Genomic DNA, 21,974 nt, shown 5'->3' on the forward strand with positions numbered 1-21,974 from the left:
CGACGCTAAGATAAGCGACCTGTTGCATTGCTTTAGTCTTAGTCTGTAAAGGGGGATTTGCCTTTACGCTGCGGGGGCGGGCGGACAGAGTGTGCGCCACTAAGCGTGCTCCTGTGAAAGTTTCACCTGTAACGGCCTGTGTCGTGATTTCGGGAGTCTTCGGACTCGTGGTTGCCCTGGGATATTATTACTACTCCGAGCAAAGCGCATCGACGGTCGTAGTGAGCACCGGTGTTCCGGTGGCGAGGGATGAGGCGAGACTGATGCGCACGGAGGAAGGCTGGACCGTACGGTTGATCTCCCAATATCTCGCGGACCTCGGCGCTCTCGCAAAAAAGGGGGAGATTGAAGAAGTGGTATTGGCCTATCCCTCGGCGGGACTCTACGAGGTCGCTGCTCGCGGAGTAAATACGCCCCTGGCTGTCGGGAAGACAGGAGTATGGAATCCCGAGACCTATCGTGAGTGGGCGCGACTCATGCTGCCTGCCCCGGACGACGCCTTGTCCAACCAGACGGCGGAGGGGTTGCTGACCCGGCTGTTGTCTCCAGGCATCGTGGTTTACTCCGAGGAAAACCGCCGTATCTCCGAGTTCCTGCAGGCGCATCCGGGATCGGGCGAGGGCTGGCTGCAGGCGGCCATTCTTTGCGGAGTGATGGCCTTTAACGACCATTCGGGAATGTTTCGCGATATTCGCCCGGCTCTTGATCGCATGACAGCATTTCTGGCTGCGGCGGATGCGCTGGGAGTTTCGAAGGAGTCCCCGGGAAGGAAAGTCGCCGAGGCGTTGCGACTGACTCTGTGCGGGCAGCAGAGGGATGCATTGGCTATGAATCTCCCTGCGCAGGGAAAACTGGCCGATTGGAAGGAGATCATTCGCCTTCGCAATTCCATGGATTGGCGGTCGGGCCGCCCGGCCGCGGGCATGGGAAGCCCAGCGCTGCAGCATGAGTATTTTCGGGCGCTCACGATGGCGATCAATGAAATGTCAGGCATTGACTTTCTGGAGGAGATCAAGCTGGAGAAGATCGATCTCGGCTACTGTCGCATAGCCAACGAGCGGTACCTCTCCGTCAGAGGTGGGCATATCTTTAGCAAGCCCATTCTGATCCCGGAACTGCAGGAGATCGCTTATGCAGCCAAGGCCGAAGGCTTTGAGCCCTCGGATAAATCGTGGTCGTGGCTGAAGGAATATCTCGACACTCCGGAGGGATCTCCAGTCACTGCGGGCAGGGACGGGAGTTTGAGGCTCCAGGTCGCGGGCCGTAATCTGCTCTCGGGGATGCAGCAGCGCAGTCTCATGCAGGGGCTCGATTCGCTCTATGCTTTTCTCAATGACAAGTGGGGAGTGAAGGACGAGGCGTCCGAAGTGAAGGCATTCATCGTGAATCAGCTTCCCTCGCTAAGATACAAGCCATTCCTCGAGCGCTCCATGGAGCGCGACGCCCGACGGTATGAGATGATGAATGATCCCTTGCGAAAGATCATTCAAGAGCAGCCCGAGATGGTGACGCCCTGCCTGTGGGCGTCTTTGCGTCGCAACAAGGATGGGGATGATGTGCCGGCTCAGGTTCCCGACTGGCATAGGTGGTTTCATCCGGAAATCCCGTCAGGCACCGCCTTTGAAGAGGAGACCCGGCTGTATGACATCGGCGTGGGAGACGAGACGGACAAGGTCTGGATGACCGAGCTGCTTGATCGGGCGCCATACTCTTATCGGCTGGCCTACAATCTGGCTTACATCGACAACGGATCGAGCCACGACCACATCAAGCCCGCGATGTTCGAGAAATACATGGCGGACATGCTGGGATTCCACCGCAGAGCCATGCGCACATTGGCCAACTCATACTACGATCAACCCGCTGAGTACGAAAAATACTCCTCGCGGGTCGCCGAGATCGATCCTGATGAATATCTCGATCTGGGTTTCTATTTTCGCGAGCGGGACGATGCTGGTAAAGCGGCCCGGTATTACCTGCTCGGTTTTGAGAAGGCTCGCGACCGGGTCAGGACTGCCAACAATTCTCTTTGGCTGGTGAAATACCTCCATGGCAAAGGCGACGCCGAGATGGCGGAAAAGGTGGGAGCCGATGCTGCGGAGGTGTATTCTTATACTGGTCTGCAATCCTACATCTGGCTGCAGGAGGCGACCGGCCGGTGGAGCGGCGCCCTAGATACCGCCCGAAAGTGCGACGAAAGGTATAGCAAAGGCAAGCCGGTGGAGGAGTCCGCCCACCTGATCCGCGCTATGAAGGCTGCTCCGCAGTATGTGGACCGGGAGCAGTATGACAGGCTCATCGGCAGCATCTTCCCCGCAGGCATCCAGGAGGTTACCCTGGCCTCCTTCTCTGTTCCGCCCCAAAAGGGAGTCTCCATTCGCGAGACCAACAGCTTCTTGGAGCGTAATGGCCTCAAGAGCGGCATGATTATCGTCGCCCTCGATGGCTATCGTACGGATACCTTCGATCAATATCTCATGGTGCGCGCGATGACGACTGAACCCCTCATGAAGCTGGTCGTCTGGGATGGGCAGAAATACTCCGAACTGACGCCGTCCGTGGACGATCGCCGCTTCGGCGTCGATATGGGCGACTACATCGCCAGTACCCAGTAAAATCCGGCTACCCTCCCGCGCTGACGCGCAGGATTTCAATCACGTCGCCCTCGGTGATGGCCTCTGTGGGCCACTCGGAGCGGTGGAGCGCCTTGCCGTTGAGTTCCACCAGCACGGTTGGGGCGGGGAGGCCGAGTTCGTCGACCAATGCTACCGCCGTCGAGGCTGCGACCTCGCGTGGCTGGCCGTTGATGGTTACCGTTTTCACGCAGCGTTGAGGATGGCTGGGTCCCAGTCCTTCCAGACCGGTTCGAGGCCGAGCTCGCGCAGGCGCGCGGCGACTTCGGCGGTGGTCCGGGCATCGGAGATGGCAAATTGCTCCTCGGCTCTTTCGCCGCCGGTGGGCTCCTGGGCCTTGCCGCGCACGGTCTGGTGCAGCTTGTCCTTGCCCTGGCCGGTGTAGCCGCCGGGCTCGGTGTGGCTGCCCGCGCTCATCATGGTCACGCCGAGGGGCGCGACGGCATCGCGCAACTCGGGCATTTCGCGGGTGCTCAGGACGATGCCGACATGTGGGAAACAGATGCGCAGGGCGCACATCACCTGGATGAACTCGCGGTCCGGCAGGATGTAGCGGGGCTGGAATTCCCCCGCCGCCGGGCGCAGGCGCGGCATGCTGACGGTGAGCTGCGATTTCCAGCAGTTCTTTTGCAGATGCTCGAGGTGGGCGGCGAGTGCAAGGGCCTCCTCCTGCCACTTCCAGAGGCCGAAAAGAGCGCCGATGCCGATGCGGCGGAATCCCGCGGCGTAGGCGCGCTCCGGGCAATCCAGCCGCCATGCGTAGTCTTTCTTCGGCCCGGTAAGGTGCATCTCGCGGTAGGTCTCGGCGTGATAGGTCTCCTGGTAAACCACCAGGCCGTCCGCTCCGGCTTTCACGAGCGGGGCATATTCCTCGGTCTCCATCGGGGCGACCTCGAGGGAAAGGCTCGGCACCATGGGCCGCAGGCGCTCCATCGTACGCATGAGATAATCGCCGGAGACAAATTTCGGATGCTCGCCCGCGACGAGGAGAATGTTGCGGTAGCCCTCCTTGACGAGGTGATCGGCCTCGCGGGCGGTTTCCTCGATTTCCAGCGTGACGCGCAGAATGGCGTTTTCGCGCGAAAATCCGCAGTACGAGCAGGAGTTGATACACTCGTTCGAGAGGTAGATCGGTGCGAACAAACGCATCGTCTTTCCAAAGTGACGGCGGGTGAGGGCGGAGGACTCCCGGGCCATCCTTTGGATGGTGGCGTCGCTGCAGGGCTCGATAAGCCGGGCAAAACGCTGCACCAGCGGGGACTTCAAGCACTCACCCGCGGCGTATGTTTCTGAGAACGTCATGGAATGTCCAAAATACGGCAAATCGGCCCGCGCTAAAACGGAAACTTTTTTCTGTTTCTCCCAGAGCGTGTCGCTGGCAGCATCCATCGGGTGTTGCAAAAATCGGAATTCGGCCGCGCGCTAGCCTCCGGCAGCGGTATTGAAGAACTGATGGACGATCTCGGGCATGCCCTCGCGGATGCCCATGGAACCATGCGGATGCTGGGCGGGGGCAATCCCGCGCACATTCCCGCCGTGCAGGAGGTGTGGAGACATCGCATGTCCGACCTCCTCGCCGATGGCGGCGCCTACGACCGGATGCTGGCCAATTACGACCCACCGGCGGGCAATACCGCCTTTCGCGATGCCGTGGCAGGTTTGCTGGAGCGTGAGTACGGGTGGCCCGTGACCCGCGAAAACGTCGTCGTGACGGCGGGCGGGCAGACGGCGTTTTTTTATCTTTTCAACCTCCTGGCGGGGCAGTTCGCAGAGGAAAAGCGGACCATACTGCTTCCCCTCGCGCCCGAGTACATCGGGTATGCGAATCAGGGAATCGCGCCCGGGTTGTTTGAATCCGCGGAGCCCGACATCGAGTTCCTGCCCAATCATCGCTTCAAATACCGCATCGATTTCGCGCGCCTGCCCTTGAGTGATCGTACGGGGGCGATCTGCCTGTCCCGTCCCACGAATCCCTCTGGCAATGTCCTCACTGATGAGGAAATCCTGCGCCTCGACAGCGTTGCCCGCGAGGCGGGAATTCCGCTCATCATCGACAATGCCTACGGCGCTCCCTTTCCCGGCATCATCTTTCGGGAGGTGCGCCCGATCTGGAATGAAAACATCATTCTCACCCTCAGCCTGTCGAAGCTCGGTCTCCCGGGCACCCGCACGGCGGTGATCGTGGCCCGGCCCGAGATCATCCGGGCGGTGAGCTCGCTCAATGCTGTCGTCGGCCTCGCCAATGGCAACATCGGGCAGACGCTCGTACGCCCTATCGTGGAAAGTGGCGATATTCTCCGCCTGAGCCGCGAGGTGATCCGCCCATACTACGAGGCCAAATCCCGGCAGGCGCTTGGCTGGATCGACGAATATTTCGACGACTCGCTCGACTACCATGTGCATGTCAGCGAGGGGGCATTGTTCCTCTGGCTGTGGTTTCGTGGACTGCCGATCTCGGCGGAGGAACTGTACGTTCGCTTGAAGGAGCGGGGGGTGTTGATCGTTCCCGGTCATTACTTTGCGGTGGGAATGCCCGCTGACTGGCGGCACGCCCACGAGTGCATCCGCCTCAGCTTTGCCATGGAGGATCAGGTCGTGCGCGAGGGCATCGAAATCCTCGCCCGCACCGTCGCCGAGGCTTATCGCGGAGAGTAGGGAATGGCAGTGTTTGATCTCCGGGGCGCAACATGCTTGCATCGCCTGCATGGCTGACTACTCCGAAAGCGTCTCCGATGGCGTGACTCTGGATACCCTGACTGGCGAGCGGTTCAAGATCGCGGTCAATCGCAAGGGTGCCGAGATGATCAGCCTCGCCGCCAAGGCTTTCTCGGGCGAGTGGAAGGGCTTTCTCTATCGCGATGGGGAGACCGGGAAACCCGAGAGCGGCTGGGCCAATCACGCCACCGTGATGGGGTACTACCTGCACCGACTCTGGAAGGAGCAATCCCACTACCGCGGCCAACTCATCAAGGGCGGTAACCATGGATTTCTCCGCTCGTTCGATTTTGACGCGCCGAAGGTCGGGGAAAACTCGCTCACCTATCACGTCCCGGCAGATCGCGTGCCGCAGGATTTCTACCCGCTTCGCGTCTCGCTCGACCTGACCTACTCGCTTTCCGAGCGTGGTGTGACCGTGGAGTTCACCTTCCTCAACGAGGAGCCGACGCTCGATGCCCACGTGAGTTTCGGACTCCACCCGGGTTTTGCCGTCAGTTCGCCGCTCACGGCGAAACTCCTCTTGCCGTCAGGAACCTACGCCCGTCACATGGCGCCGGGGAATTTTCTCAGCGGAGAAATCGAGACGATAACGCACGCGGGCGGGGAATCACCCTTTCCCTCCGCCGAGCTGGAGGGCTCCTACATCCTCGGTTTGGACGGCGTGCCGGAACGGACGTTTATTATCGACGACCCCGCCAGCGGGCGCCGCGTGTCGCTCGATTTCTCCGAGGCTCCCTATGTCACCCTCTGGAGCGATATGCACCCATTCCTATGTGTCGAGCCTTGCTGGGGGCTGCCGGATTCCAATCCGCCCACGGCGTTTGAAAACAAGCCCGGTATCCAGGTGATCGCTCCCGGGGCAAAATTGAGCCGATCCTTCACCATCCTTCCATCCATCCTGTCATGATGTCCCTGCTTGCCCTGCTGCTACGTGTTTCCCTGCTGGCCGTTTTCACCTTCGGTTTCGTCGTTCTTTACGAGCACGGAACGAGCGATTTTGTCCAAGGCGCTGCAACAGAGTGGAAATCGCTGACGGAGTTTGTTAGTAGTCAAGGAAGTGCGAAGGCTCCGGCTGCGCCGTCCTCGCAGGCTCCTACCCCGTAACTGCACCTGTTCGTTCACCCCGACCTATGCCCGTAATCACTGAAAAAGAACTGCCCGAAGCTCAACGCGCCCCGTGGCTCAAGGCTATGAGCGCCATGGAATTGCGAAACTACGGGTATGCGATCCAATTATTGCAGGGAGTTCTCAAGGCTTGTCCGAATTTCCTCGTTGGCCGCCAGCTTGTCCGCAAGGCAGCCATTGCAAAAAACTCCGGCAAAAAGAGCCTCCTTGGAGGACTTTCCGGGGCATCGTTCAACACGATCAAGGTGCAAAGCCTGATCAAGAAGGACCCCGTCGCTGCTCTCGATACGATCGAGAAGTCGCTGGAAAACGAACCGCACAATCCGGCCGCAAACCAGCTCCTCAAGGAGGCTGCGCTCGCCGCAAATATGCCGGAAGTCGCGGAATTTGCCCTGCAGACCATCATTGAGGGGAATCCCAAGGATACCAAGACGATGCACGAGCTGGCCAAGCTCCTGCTCTCCACCGGCCAGCCGCAGAAAGCGGTCGATATTTATGGAAAGATCGTCCAGGTAACACCCAATGACCTCGCCGCAGTGAAGGGAGGCAAGGATGCCGCTGCTGCCGCTTCCATGCAGCGTGGGGGTTGGGAAAAAGAGGAAACCACCTACCGCGATCTCATTCGCAACAAGGACGAGGCGGTCGCTCTCGAGCAGCAGAATCGCGTCGTGCGTAGTGAGGAGATGATCGACAACCTCCTCGCCGATCTCCATGCCCGTGTCGAGCAGGACCCGTCGAATGTCGATGTCTCCCGCCGCATCGCAGAGATGTACGAGCAGAAGGAAGACCTCGAGTCCGCAGTGAACTGGTATAACTACGCTGTCCAACTGACATCCGGTTCCGATTCCTCACTCGTACGCAAACTCAGCGACCTGCGCCTCAAGCAGTACGACGTCGCCATCGCCGGGTACGAGGAGTATCTCGCCGCCAATGGCAGCGCTCCCGAGGCCGCAGAGTACGCGACGCAGTTGGAAGACATCAAACGCCAGCGCGCCGCGCTCCTGTTTGAGGAAGCCCAGAAGCGTGTGGAGCGCAATCCCACCGATCTCGCGCTGCGCTTCGAACTCGGTGAAATCCTCGTAGCCGCGGGAAATTACAAGGACGCCATCCCGGAGCTTCAGCGTGCGCAGCAGAATCCCAGCGTACGCCTGCGCGCCATGAGCCTGCTCGGCGAGTGCTACACCGGCCGAGGGATGTATGACCTCGCCTCGAAGATCCTCGAGAAGGCCAAGAGCGAACTCTATCAGATGGACGCCACGAAGAAGGAGATCACCTACAAGCTCGGGATGGTCTTTGAAAAGATGGGGCAGGCCGACAAATGCATCGAGTGCATGAAGGAAATCTACGAGGTCGACTACAGCTTCCGAGATGTGGCCGAGCGCGTAGAGGGTTCTTACAACTCCTAGCCAGCAGATTTCCCATGAGACGTCTGCTGGCCGCAGCCGGTCTGGTCGTGATCGTCGCGGGGTGCGCCCCGTGCGAGCCGCGCCCCAACCTCGGGCTGTATAAGCAGCAACTCATCGGGTGGCACGATGCGGGGGATTACGAAAAGTGCTTCTCGCAGGCGGCTCAGCGCGGTCATGCCGCTTTGGACAGGGCGATCGCCAGCAAACAGCCCCGCCAGCAGATGGCGGTGGTCTTTGACATCGACGAAACGCTGCTGAGCAACTGGGCGTATCTCACCGACAAGGGTTTCGATGTGAAGCTCAGCACCTTCTTTGCCTGGGTAAAAACGCATGACGACCCGGTGCTCGCGCCGACCAAGGCCATCTATGAAAAGGCTCGCGCGGCCGGGATACCCATCTACCTCATTACCGGTCGTGTGGAGTCTGTCCGTGCGGATACCGTGCGTCAGCTCAAGGCTGCCGGCCTCACCGGCTGGAGCGGGCTCTTTCTCAAGCCCGACAACTACAGCCAGCCATCGATCGTTCCATTCAAGTCCGGCGTGCGTCGCAAACTGGAGGAGGCAGGCCACGTCATCGTCCTGAACATGGGCGATCAATTGAGCGACCTGGAGGGTGGATACGCCCGCACGGCAGTCAAATTGCCCAACCCGTACTATTACATTCGCTAATATTTGGCGGGGTTTCTTGCGTCCTTGCAGAGCACCGGGTATCGTCATGGCCCGTGAGCACAAACGTACCTCTCTCTCCGAGTGAGACCCACCGTGTCGAGACCGACACCATGGGCCAAATCTCCGTACCGCACGATCGCTACTGGGGCGCGCAGACCGCCCGTTCCCTCATCCATTTCAATATCGGCAACGACGTCAAACCGCCGGAATTGATCCGCGCGCTCGGCATCCTGAAAAAAGCCTGCGCCCTGGCCAACAATGAGCTCGGCAAGCTGTCCGATGAAAAGACCAAGCTCATCGTGCAGGCCGCCGATGAGGTTATCGCGGGCAAGCTGGACTCCCACTTCCCGCTGCGTATCTGGCAGACCGGCAGCGGCACCCAGAGCAACATGAACGCCAACGAGGTCATCTCGAACCGCGCGATCGAAATCGCCGGCGGCGTCCTCGGTTCCAAGAAGCCCGTTCACCCGAACGACGACGTGAACATGTCGCAGTCGTCGAACGACACCTTCCCAACTGCGATGAGCATCGCTGCCGCCGTGCAGGTGCATGAGAAGCTCCTTCCCGCCGCCCGCCGTCTGCGTGACACGCTCGACAAGAAGGCGAAGGAATTCGACAGCATCGTCAAGATCGGTCGCACGCATCTTCAGGACGCCACGCCGCTCACGCTCGGCCAGGAATTCTCCGGCTACGTCACCCTGCTCGATGACGACATCAAGCGCGTCGAGGACGCCCAGGCGGGTCTCTACAAACTCGCCGTCGGCGGCACCGCCGTCGGAACTGGCCTGAACAGCCACCCGCGCTTCGGTGAGGTCGCAGCCAAGTATATCGCCCAGTTGACCGGCCTGCCGTTCGTCTCGGCCGCGAACAAGTTCGCCGCCCTCTCGTCGCACAACGAATTCGTCTTCGCCAGCGGAGCGGTCAAATCGCTCGCGTGTTCCGCCATGAAGATCGCCAACGACGTTCGCTGGCTGGCTTCCGGTCCGCGTTGCGGCCTCGGCGAGCTCACCATCCCGGAGAACGAGCCGGGTTCCTCGATCATGCCGGGCAAGGTGAACCCGACCCAGTGCGAAGCGATCACCATGATCGCCGTGCAGGTCATCGGCAACGACACCGCCATCGGCGTCGCCAGTTCGCAGGGCAACTTCGAGTTGAACGTGTTCAAGCCCGTCATCGTCTTCAACTTCCTCAACTCCGTCCGTCTCCTTGCCGATGGCTTCATCTCCTTCGATGAGCATTGCGCCATTGGGATCGAGCCGAACCGCGAGCGCATCGCCGAGTACGTGAAGAACTCGTTGATGCTCGTCACCGCGCTCAACCCGCACATCGGCTACGACAAGTCCGCCCAGATCGCCAAGAAGGCGCACAAGGACGGCTCCAGTCTCCTGGAGGCCGCCGTGGCCCTGGGACACGTCACTCCCGAGCAGTTCGCCGAATGGGTGAAGGCCGAGGAAATGACTCATCCGTAAGCGGATCGAGACTCCCAAAATGAAAAAGGCCGGTGGAAACACCGGCCTTTTTTGTTTGGAAAATCAAGCGACTAGACCCGCTCGACAACCTCGAGCTTCAGCGGGTGGTCGAGAGACTCGACTAATTCGTGTTCGAAGAGATCACGCGTGATGTGCCGGCGGATGTCCGCCAGCGAGCGATGCTTCCGGCGGAGGATGCGGGCCAGCCCGATGTCCTCGCCGTGGGCCTCCAGGCGCAAGCTGCCCGCGAGGAGATTCCTCAGGCGGTAAAAGGGCAGGTAGTGCTGGGTTTCCAGCGCGAGGCGGCACTTCAGGAACAGGTCAAACGTGGTGTTCCAGTTCCGGCCATGCAGGAGCTCCTGTCGGAGGTCGATCAGCATGTCCCAGTATGCCGGCGAGGTGGTACGGAAAAGTTCCTCCACGATCCCGGCGGCGTCATGGCGCCACGTCTTGGCGGGATACCCTGCGAGTTGGAAGCTGGAAAACATGGTCGTGCATCTATTTTATGCACTTGAGACCTATTCGCAAGAGGAGATGCACGCTGGCCAGAAAAGAAAAAGAATTTATGGTGTGCGGCGACGATGTCCGAAACACCCGATCCTTCAGCTTCCAAAGTGTACTACGCCTGCCAGCGCTGCACAAACTGTTGTCGCTGGCCGGGTTTTGTGAAATTGGGCGATGCCGATATTCGCGACATCGCGGTGTACCTTGGGCTGAGCGAGTATGAGTTTGTCCAGCAGTACACCCGCCTCCGGCCCGCCCGAGACGGACTCGCCCTCATCGATAAACCGACCGGCGAGTGCATTTTCCTCGAGGGCCGCGACTGCCGCATCCAGGCGGCCAAGCCTTACCAGTGCAAAGGCTTCCCCAACGTATGGAATTTCCCGGGTTGGCGGGATGTCTGCGAAGCGATAGAGGTACCTGCGCCGGTATGTTCGAACTGATCGCCATCATCGTTTCCATTGTGACGTTCGCCTTTCAGGCGGCGGGCATCTATTTCGCCATCCAGGCGGTGATGATTTCCCGCACCCCGCAGGCCTCCATCGCCTGGGGACTGTCGTTGCTGGTCCTGCCGTATATCGCAGTGCCCCTGTTTCTCGTCTTCGGTGAATCCCGCTTCTCCGGCTACGTGCGGGCGGGCACGGGGAAATGCAAGGAGCTGGATGACTTCATGGCGGCAACGCGCGAGGCGATGATTCCCTTCCGGGCGCACTTTTCTGCGAAGTACCGTGACGCGGAGCGACTGGGGGAGGATCTCCGACATTTCCCCGTCACGCATGGCAACCGAACCAAGCTCCTTGTCGATGGCAAGGAGACGTTCGACGCGATTTATGCGGCGATCGAGGGAGCCAAGGATTACGTCATCGTCCAGTTTTACATCGTGCACGATGATGGGGTGGGGCGGGGCTTGAAGGATCGCCTCCTTGCCGCTTCAGCACGGGGCGTCAAGTGCTGGCTGCTCTATGATTCGGTCGGCGCGAAGGGCCTGCCCGAGTCGTTCGTGCAGGAACTCATGGACGGTGGCGTGCCAGTGAAGTCCTTTGTCACCAACCGCCAGATGGGCCGCCGGTTTCAGGTGAATTTCCGCAACCATCGCAAGCTCGTTGTCGTTGATGGCCACACGGCCTTCATCGGCGGCTTGAACGCAGGCGACGAATACATGGGCCTTGGCCCGCTCGGAGCCTGGCGTGATACGCACATGCAGGTCGAGGGGCCGGCGGTGCAGGCTCTTCAGGTTTCTTTTGCCGAAGACTGGCGCTACGCATCTGGCGGGCAGGTGCCTCAAATTCCCATCCGCCCGCGAGTGGTGGGAGATGAGCGTGTATTGCCTTTTGCCTCGGGTCCGGCCGAGGTCTGGAATGTCTCATCCGCCGTTATCTGTGAGATCATTCACGACGTGCGCGAACGACTGTGGATCGCCAGTCCGTATTTTGTCCCAGATCCCGCGTTGCGTTCCGCCCTGGCTCATGCCGCGTTGCGAGGCGTGGACGTGCGTATCATTCTGCCGCAGGGCATCGACCATACGCTGCCCTGGCTGTCGTCCTTCACCTTCTATCCCATGATGCGCGAGGCGGGAGTCCGGATATGGCGCTATCAGCCTGGTTTCATGCACCAGAAGGTCATGCTCGCGGATAGCGAGGTGGCGATCGTTGGTTCGGTAAATTTCGACTACCGTTCCTTCATGCTGAACTTCGAACTGGCTGCAGCCGTCGAAGATTCGCGATTTGCGAAGGATGTGGAAAAGATGTTCGAGGCGGACTTTGCTCGCAGCATCGAGGAAGATTTGAAAGCGAAGTTCGAGGAAAACAGCTTTTTCTTCCGCCTGCGCTGCCGCCTCTCGGCTCTGATGAGTCCTGAGCAGTAGAGAGAGCGTTATCGCTGCACCATCTGCTGGTACGTGGCCAGGGCGAGCAGGGGGAAGTGCTGCCGGTACATCTCGTACTTGAGATAAAAGACGCACGGGAACCCGGTGCCGGTCGTGTAATCCTCCGTCCAGGAACCATCAGCCTCCTGCGTTCGAGTGAGGTAGGCCACGCCGCGCTCGATGGACTCGCGCGAGGCGTCGCCACAGGCGCAAAGGCCCATGAGCGCCCAGGCCGTCTGGCTGGCCGTGCTCGGTCCACGGCCCTTGAGCGCCGGGAAATTGTATGACTCGCAGGTCTCGCCCCAGCCGCCGTCTTCGTTCTGGCAGCTTTCCAGCCAGTCACGACCGCGGCGAATCCACTCCTGGTCCATGTTTTCCCCGATGGCGGCGAGGCCGCGCAGCACCTGCCAGGTGCCGTAGAGATAGTTCACGCCCCAGCGTCCATACCAGGAGCCGTCGGACTCCTGGGTGCGGCGCAGCATGGCGACAGCGCGCTTCACCACCGTGCTCTCGCGGTCGTAACCGATGTACCCGAGCAACTCCAGTACGCGGGCGGTCAGGTCACTGCAGGTCGGGTCGAGAATAGCATTGTGATCCGCGAAGGGCACATGCTCCAGCCAGCGGGCGGTTACGTCCTTGTCAAAAGCCGCCCAGCCGCCGTCTTCGCATTGGAAGGCGAGGAGCCACTTCAACGCGCGCTGGAACTGCGCGTCGCGTTTTGCCTTGTCCTTTGCCGGGACATGACGCAGCGCCATGAGCACCATCATGGTGTCGTCGGTGTCGGGGTAATACTTGTTGTCGTGCTCGAAAGCCCAGCCGCTCGGCTCGATGCCATGCACCCGCTGCGCCCAGTCGCCGACGAAACGGACCTCGCGATCCTCGAGCCACTGTGCCGCGTGCTGCATCGCCTCATCGGTGCCGGGAACTCCGGACTCAGCCAGCGCAATGGTGGTGATGGCGGTATCCCACACGGGAGACAGGCACGGCTGGATGCGGAAATCCTCCGGGTCATCGACGAAGAGTCCGGCAAAATCGCGGTCTGCCTTTTGCACGAGCGGGTGGTCGTCTTTGTAGCCGAGCACCTTGAGCGCCATCATGGCGTTGAGCATCGACGGGAAGATGGCGGCGAGTCCCTCGCTGCCTTCGCCCATGCGCTCGGTCATCCACTTTTCCGCCACCTTCAGAGCGTGCTGGCGGAGGGGATGGAAGGGGAGGTCGTTGTAAATCTTTAGGAGCTGGTCACAGCGCAGGAAGAAGTTGCGCCAGGCCCAGAAGCGAGGGTCTTTCTTCAGCGACAGATCGGTATTCTCCAAGCCTGCCGGATAAAGCTCGTGGAGCTGGAACTCCGCCGGAAGCGTGCGCGTGGGCTTGAAGTGATTCAGGATCGTGAGCGGCGCGAGGATCGGGCGCGTCCATGACGACATCTCCGAGAGGTTGAAGAAGAACCACTGCGGGAAGAGGAAAATCTCCGGCGGGATCGTCGGCACGTACTTCCACGGGAACTGGCCGAGGAGGGCGAGATAAAGCTTCGCGTACGTGTTGGTGGCGGGAATGCCGCCGAGGCGCAGAATGTTCGCGCGGGCCTCGCGCATCCAGGGCGCGTTGGGCGAGTGGCCGGCGAGCTTGAGGGCGAAGTACGCCTTCACCGAGGCGTTGATCTCGCTCGGGCCGTTAATGAAGATATTCCACCCGCCATCGCTCAACTGGCGGCGGCGGATGTGGGCGATGCACTTGCGCTGGAGGTCTTCGTCGACCCGGTCGGCCCAGTGCATGTAGAGCACGTAGTCCGAGCACAGCGTGCTGTCGACGAGGAGCTCGGCCTCCCAGTGTCCGTCCGCCCGCTGCTGGCGCAGCAGGTTCCCTTGAGCCTTCGTGATGGACTCCTCGACCGACTTGGGCTCGGCGAGCAGTGTGAGTTCAGGAGATTCGAAGGGGAACACGGGGCGGGCGAGTGGGGTCATGCTGCGGTCTGGGCTTCTTTCTGCGGTCGGCCGGTCTTGTGTCCGTTGCCTGCGGTCACGCCGGTGAAGGCCTGGACCGTTGCCCCCTCCAGGCGGCGGGGCGGCTTCGGGCCGAAGTTAAACTTGATGTTCTTCCACGTGTCGCCGGGCTGGGCGCACTTGCCGAGGGTGGCGCTGGGCTCGTAGCCGCAATGCACCATGCAGTTCTCGCACCGCTTGTCGCGGGCCACCCCGTCGACGACGCCGTATTTTTCCCAATCGGTCTTGGTGAGCAACTCCTTGTAACTGGAGTAGTGCCCGTCGGTCATCAGGTAGCAGGGAGCCTTCCATCCGCGGATGTTGCGCGTGGGAATCGCCCAGGCCGAGCAGGTAAGGTCGCGAGTGCCAGCGAGGAAGTCGAAATAGATCGGCGTGCCGAAGAGCGTATACTTTTCTCCCCAGGAGCGGATGTCCTTGAACTTCTCCTTCGTAGCCGCGCGGGTGAGGAAGAAATTCTCAGGCTCCAGGTTGAGGCGCTTGCGCATGTCCTCCTTGGCCGAGTCGTAATCGTAGCCGGGCGAGATGGTATGACCGTCGACCTCGAGCCAGGAGAGGTACTCGTACATCTGCTCGATCTCGGCCATGTCGGTTTCCTTGTAGATCGTCGTGTTCGTCGCGACCTGGTAGCCAAGGATCTTGGCCATGCGGATGGCGGCGATGCACTCCTTGAAGACGCCCTCGCGTTCCACGATGAGATCATGCGTGCGCTCGAGGCCGTCGAGGTGGACGTTCCAGTACATCCAGCCGCTGGGGCGGATGACATGGCTGCTCGGCGGGTTCTTCGGATTGCGCACCTCCTCGGCATGCGCCGGGGTGATGAGATCCTCGCTCGTGAGCTTTTGGAGGAAGACCTCCACGGCATCCTTGTTCTGCGTGTACTCGTAGGCGAGCCACTCGCGCATCTTTTTGCGCATGAAGATGCCGTTTGTGCAGATGTAGACAATGCGCCCCTGCTCAAAGAGACCCTCGACGAGCTTCTCGATATGGGGATAGATGAGCGGTTCACCGCCGCAGATGGAGATCATCGGCGCCCCGCACTCCTCGGCGGCGCCGAGGCAGTCTTCCAGGCTCATCACGTCCTTGAGCGACGTCGAATATTCGCGAATGCGACCGCAGCCGGTGCACGTCAGGTTGCACGTGTGGAGGGGTTCCAACTGTAAAACAGTCGCGAACTTGTCCACTCCCCGCAGCTTTTTCCCGATGATATACCCTGCAATCTTCGCCGTCAGTGGCAGCGGAAACCTCATAGGGGTGGCATTACAAGCAACCCTCGTGCCGCTGTCAATGGATTGCGGAAGAAGCCGAGGTCCCGGTGATTCCCAGTTTCTCCAGGATGCGGGGGACGTCTACGTACTCGCTGACGAGATTCTGGATGCGGGAAATCTTCTCGGTATCGCCGGGGAGCGTCTTCACCGTCATGGAGTGAATGCGGCTGGCGATGCTGTAACTGTTTCGCTTGGAGCCAATTACCGGGAGAGGGGCGTCCTTCATGATCTCCATGAGGCGGTCGCTTGGCTTCAGGTTGTCGGAGAGGACGATGCCGCAGAAGGGGCCTCCATCGCTCTCCAGCGATCGCGAAACCGCCGCCAGGACGACATCTTCGCGATCGCCGGGAACCACGAGAAGGGTTCCCGGAATGACATTGCGGAACAGATTTGCCGAGCTCATCGCGCCGATCATGGTATAGGCGACACGGTTTCGGGCGTATTCCGGCCCGTGGTACGTCTCACCACCAATGTGTTCGCAGACCTGCTGGAGCGTGGGTTGCATGAGGATTTCCTCCTCGGGCAGGACGCCAAGGAGTTCCAATCCCAGGCGGCCAAAGCCTCGACGGGCGATTTCTTCGATCGACTCAAGGCGATCTGGAAGGATCTTGTTCATGACGACGCCGATGACTTCGACGCCTTCTTTTTCGAAGAGCGCGGCATTCAGCGCTCCTTCGTCGATAGGGCGGCCAATTCCTCCCGGAGTGATGAGGAGCACTTTGCTCTTGAGGATGCGGGCCACGCGGGCATTGGACAGGTCAAAGACGCTGCCCACCCCGGCATGGCCGGTGCCCTCGATGATGGCAAAATCTTTCTCCCACGCCGCGCGGTCGAAGGAGTGCTGGATACGGCGCGTCAGGGCTTCGTTGTTGGCGTGATTGATGTACCGCCGGGTGAACATCGGCTCGACGGCGATCGGGCTCATGTCCTCGATCGGCACCTGGGTGCCGAAGGTATCGCGGATGAGCACGCTGTCCTCGTCGATCTGCTTGCCCTCGACATCGACAAACCGCTGGCCCACCGGCTTGATGAAGCCGATGCGTTCAAAGGTCTTGCGCAGCTCGGCGTAGAGACCCACGGCGGTGGTGGTCTTGCCGGTGTTCTGTTCCGTGGCCGCGATGAACAGCCGGGGTGTGACGGCGTTGATCAACTGCGACATTTACGCGGCAGGTTCTTCCGCCGGATACAGCTTGCGGTATTCGATGGCCTGAAGGCCGACCACGGCGGCAACCGAGACGATTTCCTCCACGGTCGCGCCACGGGAAAGATCCGCCGCCGGGCGAGAAAGACCGAGCAGGATCTGTCCATACACCCGGGCTCCGCCGAGATGCTGGATGAGCTTGGCAGCGATGTTGCCGCTGTTCAGATCGGGGAAGATGAGCACGTTGGCTTGTCCGCCGACGAGGCTGGCTTCCATTTTCTTTGAGGCGACTTCGGGAATGAGGGCGGCATCGGCCTGCATTTCTCCATCGACGGCGATTTCCACACCGAGTTCATCGGCGAGCTTGCGGGCGATCACGACGGCCCCGGCGACTTTCTCCGTCGAGGGCGTGCGGGCGCTCCCCTTGGTCGAGAAGCTCAGCAGAGCCACGCGCGGTCGCTGGCCAAAGACCTGGCGCGCGACGAGGCCGGTCTGCACGGCGATGGAGGCGAGTTGCTCCATGTTGGGATCGGGCACCACGCCGCAGTCGGCGAGGAAAAGGACACCACCGTCGCCAAAGCGCTCGTCCACCTCGGCGATCATACATCCCGAGATGAGCGGGGCGTGGGGGAGGGGCTTCACCAGCTGAATGAGCGGACGCAGGAGCGAGCCGGAATAACTGTGCACGCCGCCGACGAGAGCATCGGCCTGGCCGTGCTGGAGCATCATCGCGGCGAAGTAGTTCGGATTGGAAAGCAGGGCGCGGGCGTCATTGATACCCATCTTCTTGTAACGCTCGAGCTTCTCGAGGCGCTCGCAGAAGACTGGCATTTCGCTGGCCGTCTCGGGATTGATGATGGCGACGTGGTCGAGGCTCACCTTTTCTGTGAGGGCGATGCGCTCGATGACATCGCGCTTGCCGATCAGGATCGGGATACCGGCGTCTTTTTCGTAGAAAGCATGGCAGGCGCGCACGACCCGGGGATCGTCGCCATCCGGGAAAACGATGCGTTTCGGATGCCTTTTCAGTTTGGCGAAAACCGAATCAATAAAACTCATGGCTGTTGCCAGTACACCCCACGCTGGGAGAGAATGCAAACAAGATGGAACTGACAGCCCGCGATCGCCGCATTCGTTTTCCCCGGCGGCCCCTCATTATGGGCATCCTCAATATCAACCACGACTCGTTTTCCGGCGACGGGCGGGTCGATCAGGACTGGGCGGTGCAAAAAGCCCGCGAACTGGTGCGGCTGGGGGCGGACATTATCGATGTCGGCGGCGAGAGCGCCCGGACAAATCGCGAGGCCATCTCGCCGGAGGAGGAACTCGAGCGTATCGCGCCATTTATCAAAGACTTCCGTGAGGTCTCGCGGGACATGGCGCCGCGGGACGAGGAACAGGTTTTTCCGCCTCTGCTCTCATTAAATACCTGGCGGCCTGAGGTGGCAGGCCCGGCGCTGGAACTTGGCGGCGACATTCTCAATGACATGAGCGGCCTGCCGGACGAGCGGAACGCGGCCCTCTGCGCCCGATCCGGTGCGGCGCTGCTCATCATGCACACCATGGGGGAGCCCAAGGTGTCGCATAAACACATCCAATATCGGGACGTGATCGTCGAAATGGGCGAGTTTTTTGAAGATCGCATCGAGCGGGCGTTACAGGCCGGGGTGTCGCGCGCCGCTATCATCCTCGATCCGGGAATCGACTTTGCCAAGCAGGTGCAGGACAACTTGCGGGTATATCGCGAGGCGGCGTCTCTGGAGCGCTTTGGGCGACCGGTGTTGCTGCCAGTCTCCCGGAAAAGCGTGATTGGGAAGGTGCTGGGGATCACGAATCCGCCCGATCGCGACGCGGGCACGGCAGCCTGCATCGTGGCCGGGATGCGACGTGGCGCGGGACTGTTCCGCGTCCACAATGTCGACATGGCTTACCGCGTAATCACGACGGTGCACCAGATCTGCGAGGGCGCGGCGTGAAGTATTCTGCGAATATCCTTCTCGTCATCCTCCGCATCGCCCTCGGGAGCGTCTTTCTCTACGCGGGCGGGATCAAGGCGATGGCCACCGAGTCCTTTGCCCTCACTCTCATGCCGTTTACCTTCATCCCGCCGGAGGCGTACGACTGGATCGCGCTGCTCCTGCCGTACACGGAGATTCTGGCGGCGTTGTTCATCATCTTTGGCCTGCCGCGCATCGGGGCGGCCATGATTCTCGGGCTGAGCGTGATGTTCTGCTACGTCATCGGCTGGGCCATCTCAAATCAGATCATCGTTTCGTGCGGATGCTTCGGCACGGAGGATACGGCTCCCTCGGCGGCAAAAATGGCATGGGCCATGTGGCGTGACGTACTGCTTGCAGCAGGCAGCCTGGTGGTGCTGATCTTTCGGGGAAGCTGGCGGGCTATTCTGCGGCCGCTGGTTGCTCTTCCGGCTTCGCCGAGCCGTTGAGGCACTCCGGGCACTTGCCGAAAAACTCGAGCGAGTGCGTCAGGTCTTGGAACCCGTACCGCTCTGCGATGAAGCGCTCCGCTTCGGCCAGCGGGCAGGGGACGTCGAGGAGGACGACCTTGCCGCATTCCGTGCAAACGATGTGATCGTAGTGCTTGGTCGGATCGTGCAGTTCGTAATAGCTGCACGAACGCTGGAGATTCACTTTGTGAACGATGTGCAGGCGCTCCAGCAGAGTGATCATGCGGAAGACCGTGGCGTAATCCGGCCCCTCTCCTCGCGCGGCAGCCTCGTCCTGAATCTCCTGAAGCGAGAGAGGACGCCCTGCCTCAAAAAGCACCTCGAGGATGCCACGGCGGCTGCCCGTCACACGCATTCCTTCCCCGCGCAGGCGGTCGAGGATCGAGTCGACGGTAAAGGTATGTGCGCAATCGCTCATCGGTAACCTTTAATCCACCCTGGCGGATTTCTCAAACCCTCAAAGGCGCACCGGTACGCCATGGGAGGCAAGGTGTTCCTTGGCTTGATGAATGGTGTACTTCCCGAAGTGAAAGATGCTGGCGGCGAGCACTGCGTCGGCCCGGCCCTTGTCGAGCACCTCGGTGAGGTGGTCGAGCGTGCCCGCGCCTCCGCTGGCAATGACCGGAATGCTTACGCGCTCGCTCACGGCCCGGTTCAGGCCGATATCATAGCCGTCGCAGGTGCCGTCGGCATCCATGCTGGTGAGGAGGATTTCTCCTGCGCCGAGACGCGCCACCTCGGCGGCCCACTCGACCGCGTCGAGCTCGGTGGGGCGGCGTCCGCCATGGGTGTAGACCCGCCACTTGCCGGGGCCGTCCTGTTTCGCATCGATGGCGACGACGATTGCTTGGGAACCGAAATAATTCGCCGCGTCGGCTACAAGCTGTGGATTGTGAATGGCGGCGGTGTTCATGCTGACCTTGTCCGCGCCCGCCATGAGCATAGTGCGTACGTCTTCGACGGTACGGATACCGCCGCCCACGGTGAGGGGCATGAAGCACTGCTCCGCCGTGCGCGACACGACGTCGACCATGGTCGCACGGCCGTCGCTGGAGGCGGTGATGTCGAGAAAGACGAGTTCGTCGGCACCCTGCGAATCATAGGCGCGGGCGCACTCGACCGGATCTCCGGCGTCCCGCAGTTCGAGGAATTTCGTGCCCTTCACCACGCGTCCATCGGTGACGTCGAGGCAGGGGATGATTCGTTTGGCCAGCATGGCTTTACCCATCGCCCGGGACGAGGTTCTACGCGAGACTAAATTGTTGCTTTGCTCGGTGAGTCCTTTACGTTGCGCACGTTCTGGAGAACCGGAACACGGGCGATGTAAAATGGATTCAACGCGCAACCGACTCACTACCATCAGAACCTGGTTTTGTCTCACCGTCGGATTGTCGATTCTTCTCCTCTTCGGAGGCTGCGCCGGTCCCTCCTACCTGACGGGTGCGGGAAATTTCCATACCGTCATCGTCGACGCGGGCCATGGCGGCCACGACATGGGAGCCAAGTCGGTCGCCGGGCAGCCGGAGAAGGTGCTGGCGCTCGACACGGCGCGGCGCTTGGCGATCGAGTTGCGCAAGCAGGGCTTCAATGTCATCGAGACGCGCAACGCGGATTACTTCGTCCCGCTCGGTGGTCGTACGGCGATCTCCAACCGTAAAAACGACTCCATTTTTGTGAGCATCCATTACAACTGGGCTCCGAAGCGCAAGCCGCAGGGCATGGAGGTTTACTACTTCTCTTCGCGGTCGGGCCGACTGGCGGCGAACATTCTCCAGGAGATCAAATCCGTTTATCCCACGGTTAACCGCGGAGTGAAGCGCAACAACTACTACGTGCTGCGCAACAACCGCCGTCCCGCCGTGCTTTGCGAACTCGGGTTCCTTTCCAATGCCTCCGACAACCGTTACGTGCAAACCGCTGCAGTGCGGCAGAAGCTCGCCGAGGAAATCGCCTGGGGCATCACGAAGGAGCGCCAGGGGCGCATCATCTGGTAAGCACGGCGAGATCGCCGGGCAGCGGGGCATCCCAGACATTGTCCCCGAAGATCATGCGCGTGCAGTGCAGGGCATGCCGGGGCAGCCATAGATCGGCGGCTAGAGCCTCCGTCCAGCCCTCGTCGATGAAACGCAGGTATTTGTCGCGGCCTCGCGCGTAAAGTTTGTCCCCGACGATGGGAAAACCCAGCGAGGCGGCATGAACGCGGATTTGATGGGTGCGGCCGGTCAGGGGTTCGGCCTCCAGCAGCGCGAAGGGCTCGTCGTTGCGCGAATGGCGATCGAGGACCCGAAAGCGGGTGACGGCGGGTTGCCCAGACGGATGCACCATCCGCTCCAGCCAGACGATGGAGTCCTCCACCTCCCCCCGGCGGCAGATCGGGGTGTCGATGGTGATTTCCTCCCAATCCGGCCAGCCAAAGACGAGCGCGAGGTAGCGTTTCTTCATCTCGCGTCGCTGCATGGCGATCCCGGCGGTGCGGGCGGCTTCGGCGCTCTTCGCCACGATCACGACGCCGCTGGTCTCGCGGTCGAGGCGGTTGATTATGGAAATCTGCCCGCCGGTGGCGAGTTCGTAGCCGAGGAGGTCGCGCAGTCCGTCCCAGAGGGTGCGTGGGCCGCCCGGCTTCGAGGGATGAACCAGCAGGCCGGCGGGTTTGTCGACCGCCAGGTAATCGGCGGTTTCACCCAGGATGTGGAAGTCGGCTTGATTCTGCATGGCCA

General features: G+C 61.0%; 22 protein-coding genes. 12 read left to right on the forward strand and 10 right to left on the reverse strand.

Going from position 1 to position 21,974, the window contains the following annotated elements:
- The first annotated feature begins 113 nt into the window (after positions 1 to 113).
- Positions 114 to 2,615, forward strand: a complete 2,502-nt coding sequence (locus TSACC_RS18620; protein ID WP_153811523.1) for a tetratricopeptide repeat protein — start codon at positions 114 to 116, stop codon at positions 2,613 to 2,615.
- A gap of 7 nt (positions 2,616 to 2,622) precedes the next feature.
- On the opposite strand, the gene thiS is transcribed toward TSACC_RS18620, so the two are convergent.
- Positions 2,623 to 2,823 carry a sulfur carrier protein ThiS gene (thiS, locus tag TSACC_RS22175; protein ID WP_169809702.1) on the reverse strand — a complete coding sequence of 67 codons (201 nt, stop codon included), beginning with the start codon at positions 2,821 to 2,823 and terminating at the stop codon, positions 2,623 to 2,625.
- Positions 2,820 to 3,935 (reverse strand): 2-iminoacetate synthase ThiH, encoded by a 1,116-nt coding sequence (thiH, locus tag TSACC_RS18630; protein WP_075081437.1) that lies wholly within the window; start codon positions 3,933 to 3,935, stop codon positions 2,820 to 2,822. Before thiH ends, thiS begins: the two co-directional genes overlap by 4 nt.
- 90 nt (positions 3,936 to 4,025) lie before the next feature.
- Here thiH and TSACC_RS18635 point away from each other — a divergent pair, with 90 nt between their 5' ends.
- The 6 genes from TSACC_RS18635 to fumC are packed head-to-tail and all read left to right on the forward strand — an operon-like array spanning position 4,026 to position 10,019.
- Entirely contained in the window at positions 4,026 to 5,288 is a 1,263-nt protein-coding gene (locus tag TSACC_RS18635) for a valine--pyruvate transaminase (protein ID WP_202816008.1), read from the forward strand.
- 49 nt (positions 5,289 to 5,337) lie between these two features.
- Entirely contained in the window at positions 5,338 to 6,258 is a 921-nt protein-coding gene (locus TSACC_RS18640; protein WP_075080976.1) for an aldose epimerase family protein, read from the forward strand.
- On the forward strand, positions 6,255 to 6,455 hold the full coding sequence (locus TSACC_RS18645) for a hypothetical protein (protein ID WP_075080977.1): 201 nt from the start codon (positions 6,255 to 6,257) through the stop codon (positions 6,453 to 6,455). Before TSACC_RS18640 ends, TSACC_RS18645 begins: the two co-directional genes overlap by 4 nt.
- A 26-nt stretch (positions 6,456 to 6,481) precedes the next feature.
- Entirely contained in the window at positions 6,482 to 7,882 is a 1,401-nt protein-coding gene (locus tag TSACC_RS18650) for a tetratricopeptide repeat protein (RefSeq protein ID WP_075080978.1), read from the forward strand.
- A 14-nt stretch (positions 7,883 to 7,896) separates the two neighbouring features.
- On the forward strand, positions 7,897 to 8,550 hold the full coding sequence (locus TSACC_RS18655; RefSeq protein WP_075080979.1) for an HAD family acid phosphatase: 654 nt from the start codon (positions 7,897 to 7,899) through the stop codon (positions 8,548 to 8,550).
- Positions 8,551 to 8,603: 53 nt separating this feature from the next.
- Positions 8,604 to 10,019: a class II fumarate hydratase gene (gene fumC / locus TSACC_RS18660; RefSeq protein WP_075080980.1), complete on the forward strand. Its 1,416-nt coding sequence runs from the start codon at positions 8,604 to 8,606 to the stop codon at positions 10,017 to 10,019.
- Between the two features lie 71 nt (positions 10,020 to 10,090).
- Here fumC and TSACC_RS18665 read toward each other — a convergent pair whose 3' ends face one another.
- Positions 10,091 to 10,507: a hypothetical protein gene (locus tag TSACC_RS18665; RefSeq protein ID WP_075080981.1), complete on the reverse strand. Its 417-nt coding sequence runs from the start codon at positions 10,505 to 10,507 to the stop codon at positions 10,091 to 10,093.
- 93 nt (positions 10,508 to 10,600) lie between these two features.
- Here TSACC_RS18665 and TSACC_RS18670 point away from each other — a divergent pair, with 93 nt between their 5' ends.
- Both TSACC_RS18670 and cls read left to right on the forward strand, forming a co-directional pair.
- Positions 10,601 to 10,963: a YkgJ family cysteine cluster protein gene (locus TSACC_RS18670; RefSeq protein WP_075080982.1), complete on the forward strand. Its 363-nt coding sequence runs from the start codon at positions 10,601 to 10,603 to the stop codon at positions 10,961 to 10,963.
- Positions 10,951 to 12,384: a cardiolipin synthase gene (cls, locus tag TSACC_RS18675; protein WP_169809703.1), complete on the forward strand. Its 1,434-nt coding sequence runs from the start codon at positions 10,951 to 10,953 to the stop codon at positions 12,382 to 12,384. Before TSACC_RS18670 ends, cls begins: the two co-directional genes overlap by 13 nt.
- A gap of 8 nt (positions 12,385 to 12,392) precedes the next feature.
- Here the strand turns inward: cls and shc are convergent, their stop codons facing one another.
- From shc to TSACC_RS18695, 4 genes are read right to left on the reverse strand one after another with little or no spacing between them, the layout of a single operon-like run.
- Positions 12,393 to 14,345 (reverse strand): squalene--hopene cyclase, encoded by a 1,953-nt coding sequence (gene shc / locus TSACC_RS18680; RefSeq protein ID WP_084400663.1) that lies wholly within the window; start codon positions 14,343 to 14,345, stop codon positions 12,393 to 12,395.
- Positions 14,342 to 15,631, reverse strand: a complete 1,290-nt coding sequence (hpnH, locus tag TSACC_RS18685) for an adenosyl-hopene transferase HpnH (RefSeq protein WP_075080983.1) — start codon at positions 15,629 to 15,631, stop codon at positions 14,342 to 14,344. Before hpnH ends, shc begins: the two co-directional genes overlap by 4 nt.
- Positions 15,632 to 15,665: 34 nt before the next feature.
- Complete coding sequence (locus TSACC_RS18690) at positions 15,666 to 16,808, reverse strand: phosphotransacetylase family protein (RefSeq protein ID WP_202816009.1); 1,143 nt, start codon at positions 16,806 to 16,808, stop codon at positions 15,666 to 15,668.
- Positions 16,809 to 17,849: a phosphate acyltransferase gene (locus tag TSACC_RS18695; RefSeq protein ID WP_075080984.1), complete on the reverse strand. Its 1,041-nt coding sequence runs from the start codon at positions 17,847 to 17,849 to the stop codon at positions 16,809 to 16,811.
- Between the two features lie 44 nt (positions 17,850 to 17,893).
- Here TSACC_RS18695 and folP point away from each other — a divergent pair, with 44 nt between their 5' ends.
- Positions 17,894 to 18,766: a dihydropteroate synthase gene (gene folP, locus TSACC_RS18700; protein WP_075080985.1), complete on the forward strand. Its 873-nt coding sequence runs from the start codon at positions 17,894 to 17,896 to the stop codon at positions 18,764 to 18,766.
- Entirely contained in the window at positions 18,763 to 19,236 is a 474-nt protein-coding gene (locus TSACC_RS18705; protein ID WP_075080986.1) for a MauE/DoxX family redox-associated membrane protein, read from the forward strand. Before folP ends, TSACC_RS18705 begins: the two co-directional genes overlap by 4 nt.
- Here the strand turns inward: TSACC_RS18705 and TSACC_RS18710 are convergent.
- Positions 19,190 to 19,675 carry a Fur family transcriptional regulator gene (locus TSACC_RS18710; protein WP_075080987.1) on the reverse strand — a complete coding sequence of 162 codons (486 nt, stop codon included), beginning with the start codon at positions 19,673 to 19,675 and terminating at the stop codon, positions 19,190 to 19,192. The genes TSACC_RS18705 and TSACC_RS18710 overlap by 47 nt on opposite strands.
- Positions 19,676 to 19,714: 39 nt before the next feature.
- Entirely contained in the window at positions 19,715 to 20,473 is a 759-nt protein-coding gene (gene hisF, locus TSACC_RS18715) for an imidazole glycerol phosphate synthase subunit HisF (RefSeq protein WP_075081443.1), read from the reverse strand.
- Positions 20,474 to 20,645: 172 nt separating this feature from the next.
- Here hisF and TSACC_RS18720 point away from each other — a divergent pair, with 172 nt between their 5' ends.
- Positions 20,646 to 21,251, forward strand: coding sequence for an N-acetylmuramoyl-L-alanine amidase family protein (locus TSACC_RS18720; RefSeq protein ID WP_075081444.1), 606 nt, complete (start codon positions 20,646 to 20,648; stop codon positions 21,249 to 21,251).
- On the opposite strand, the gene TSACC_RS18725 is transcribed toward TSACC_RS18720, so the two are convergent.
- Positions 21,241 to 21,969, reverse strand: coding sequence for an RluA family pseudouridine synthase (locus TSACC_RS18725; RefSeq protein WP_075081445.1), 729 nt, complete (start codon positions 21,967 to 21,969; stop codon positions 21,241 to 21,243). The genes TSACC_RS18720 and TSACC_RS18725 overlap by 11 nt on opposite strands.
- Positions 21,970 to 21,974 lie beyond the last annotated feature (5 nt).

It is taken from the genome of Terrimicrobium sacchariphilum (genome assembly GCF_001613545.1).
GTDB lineage: Bacteria > Verrucomicrobiota > Verrucomicrobiia > Chthoniobacterales > Terrimicrobiaceae > Terrimicrobium > Terrimicrobium sacchariphilum.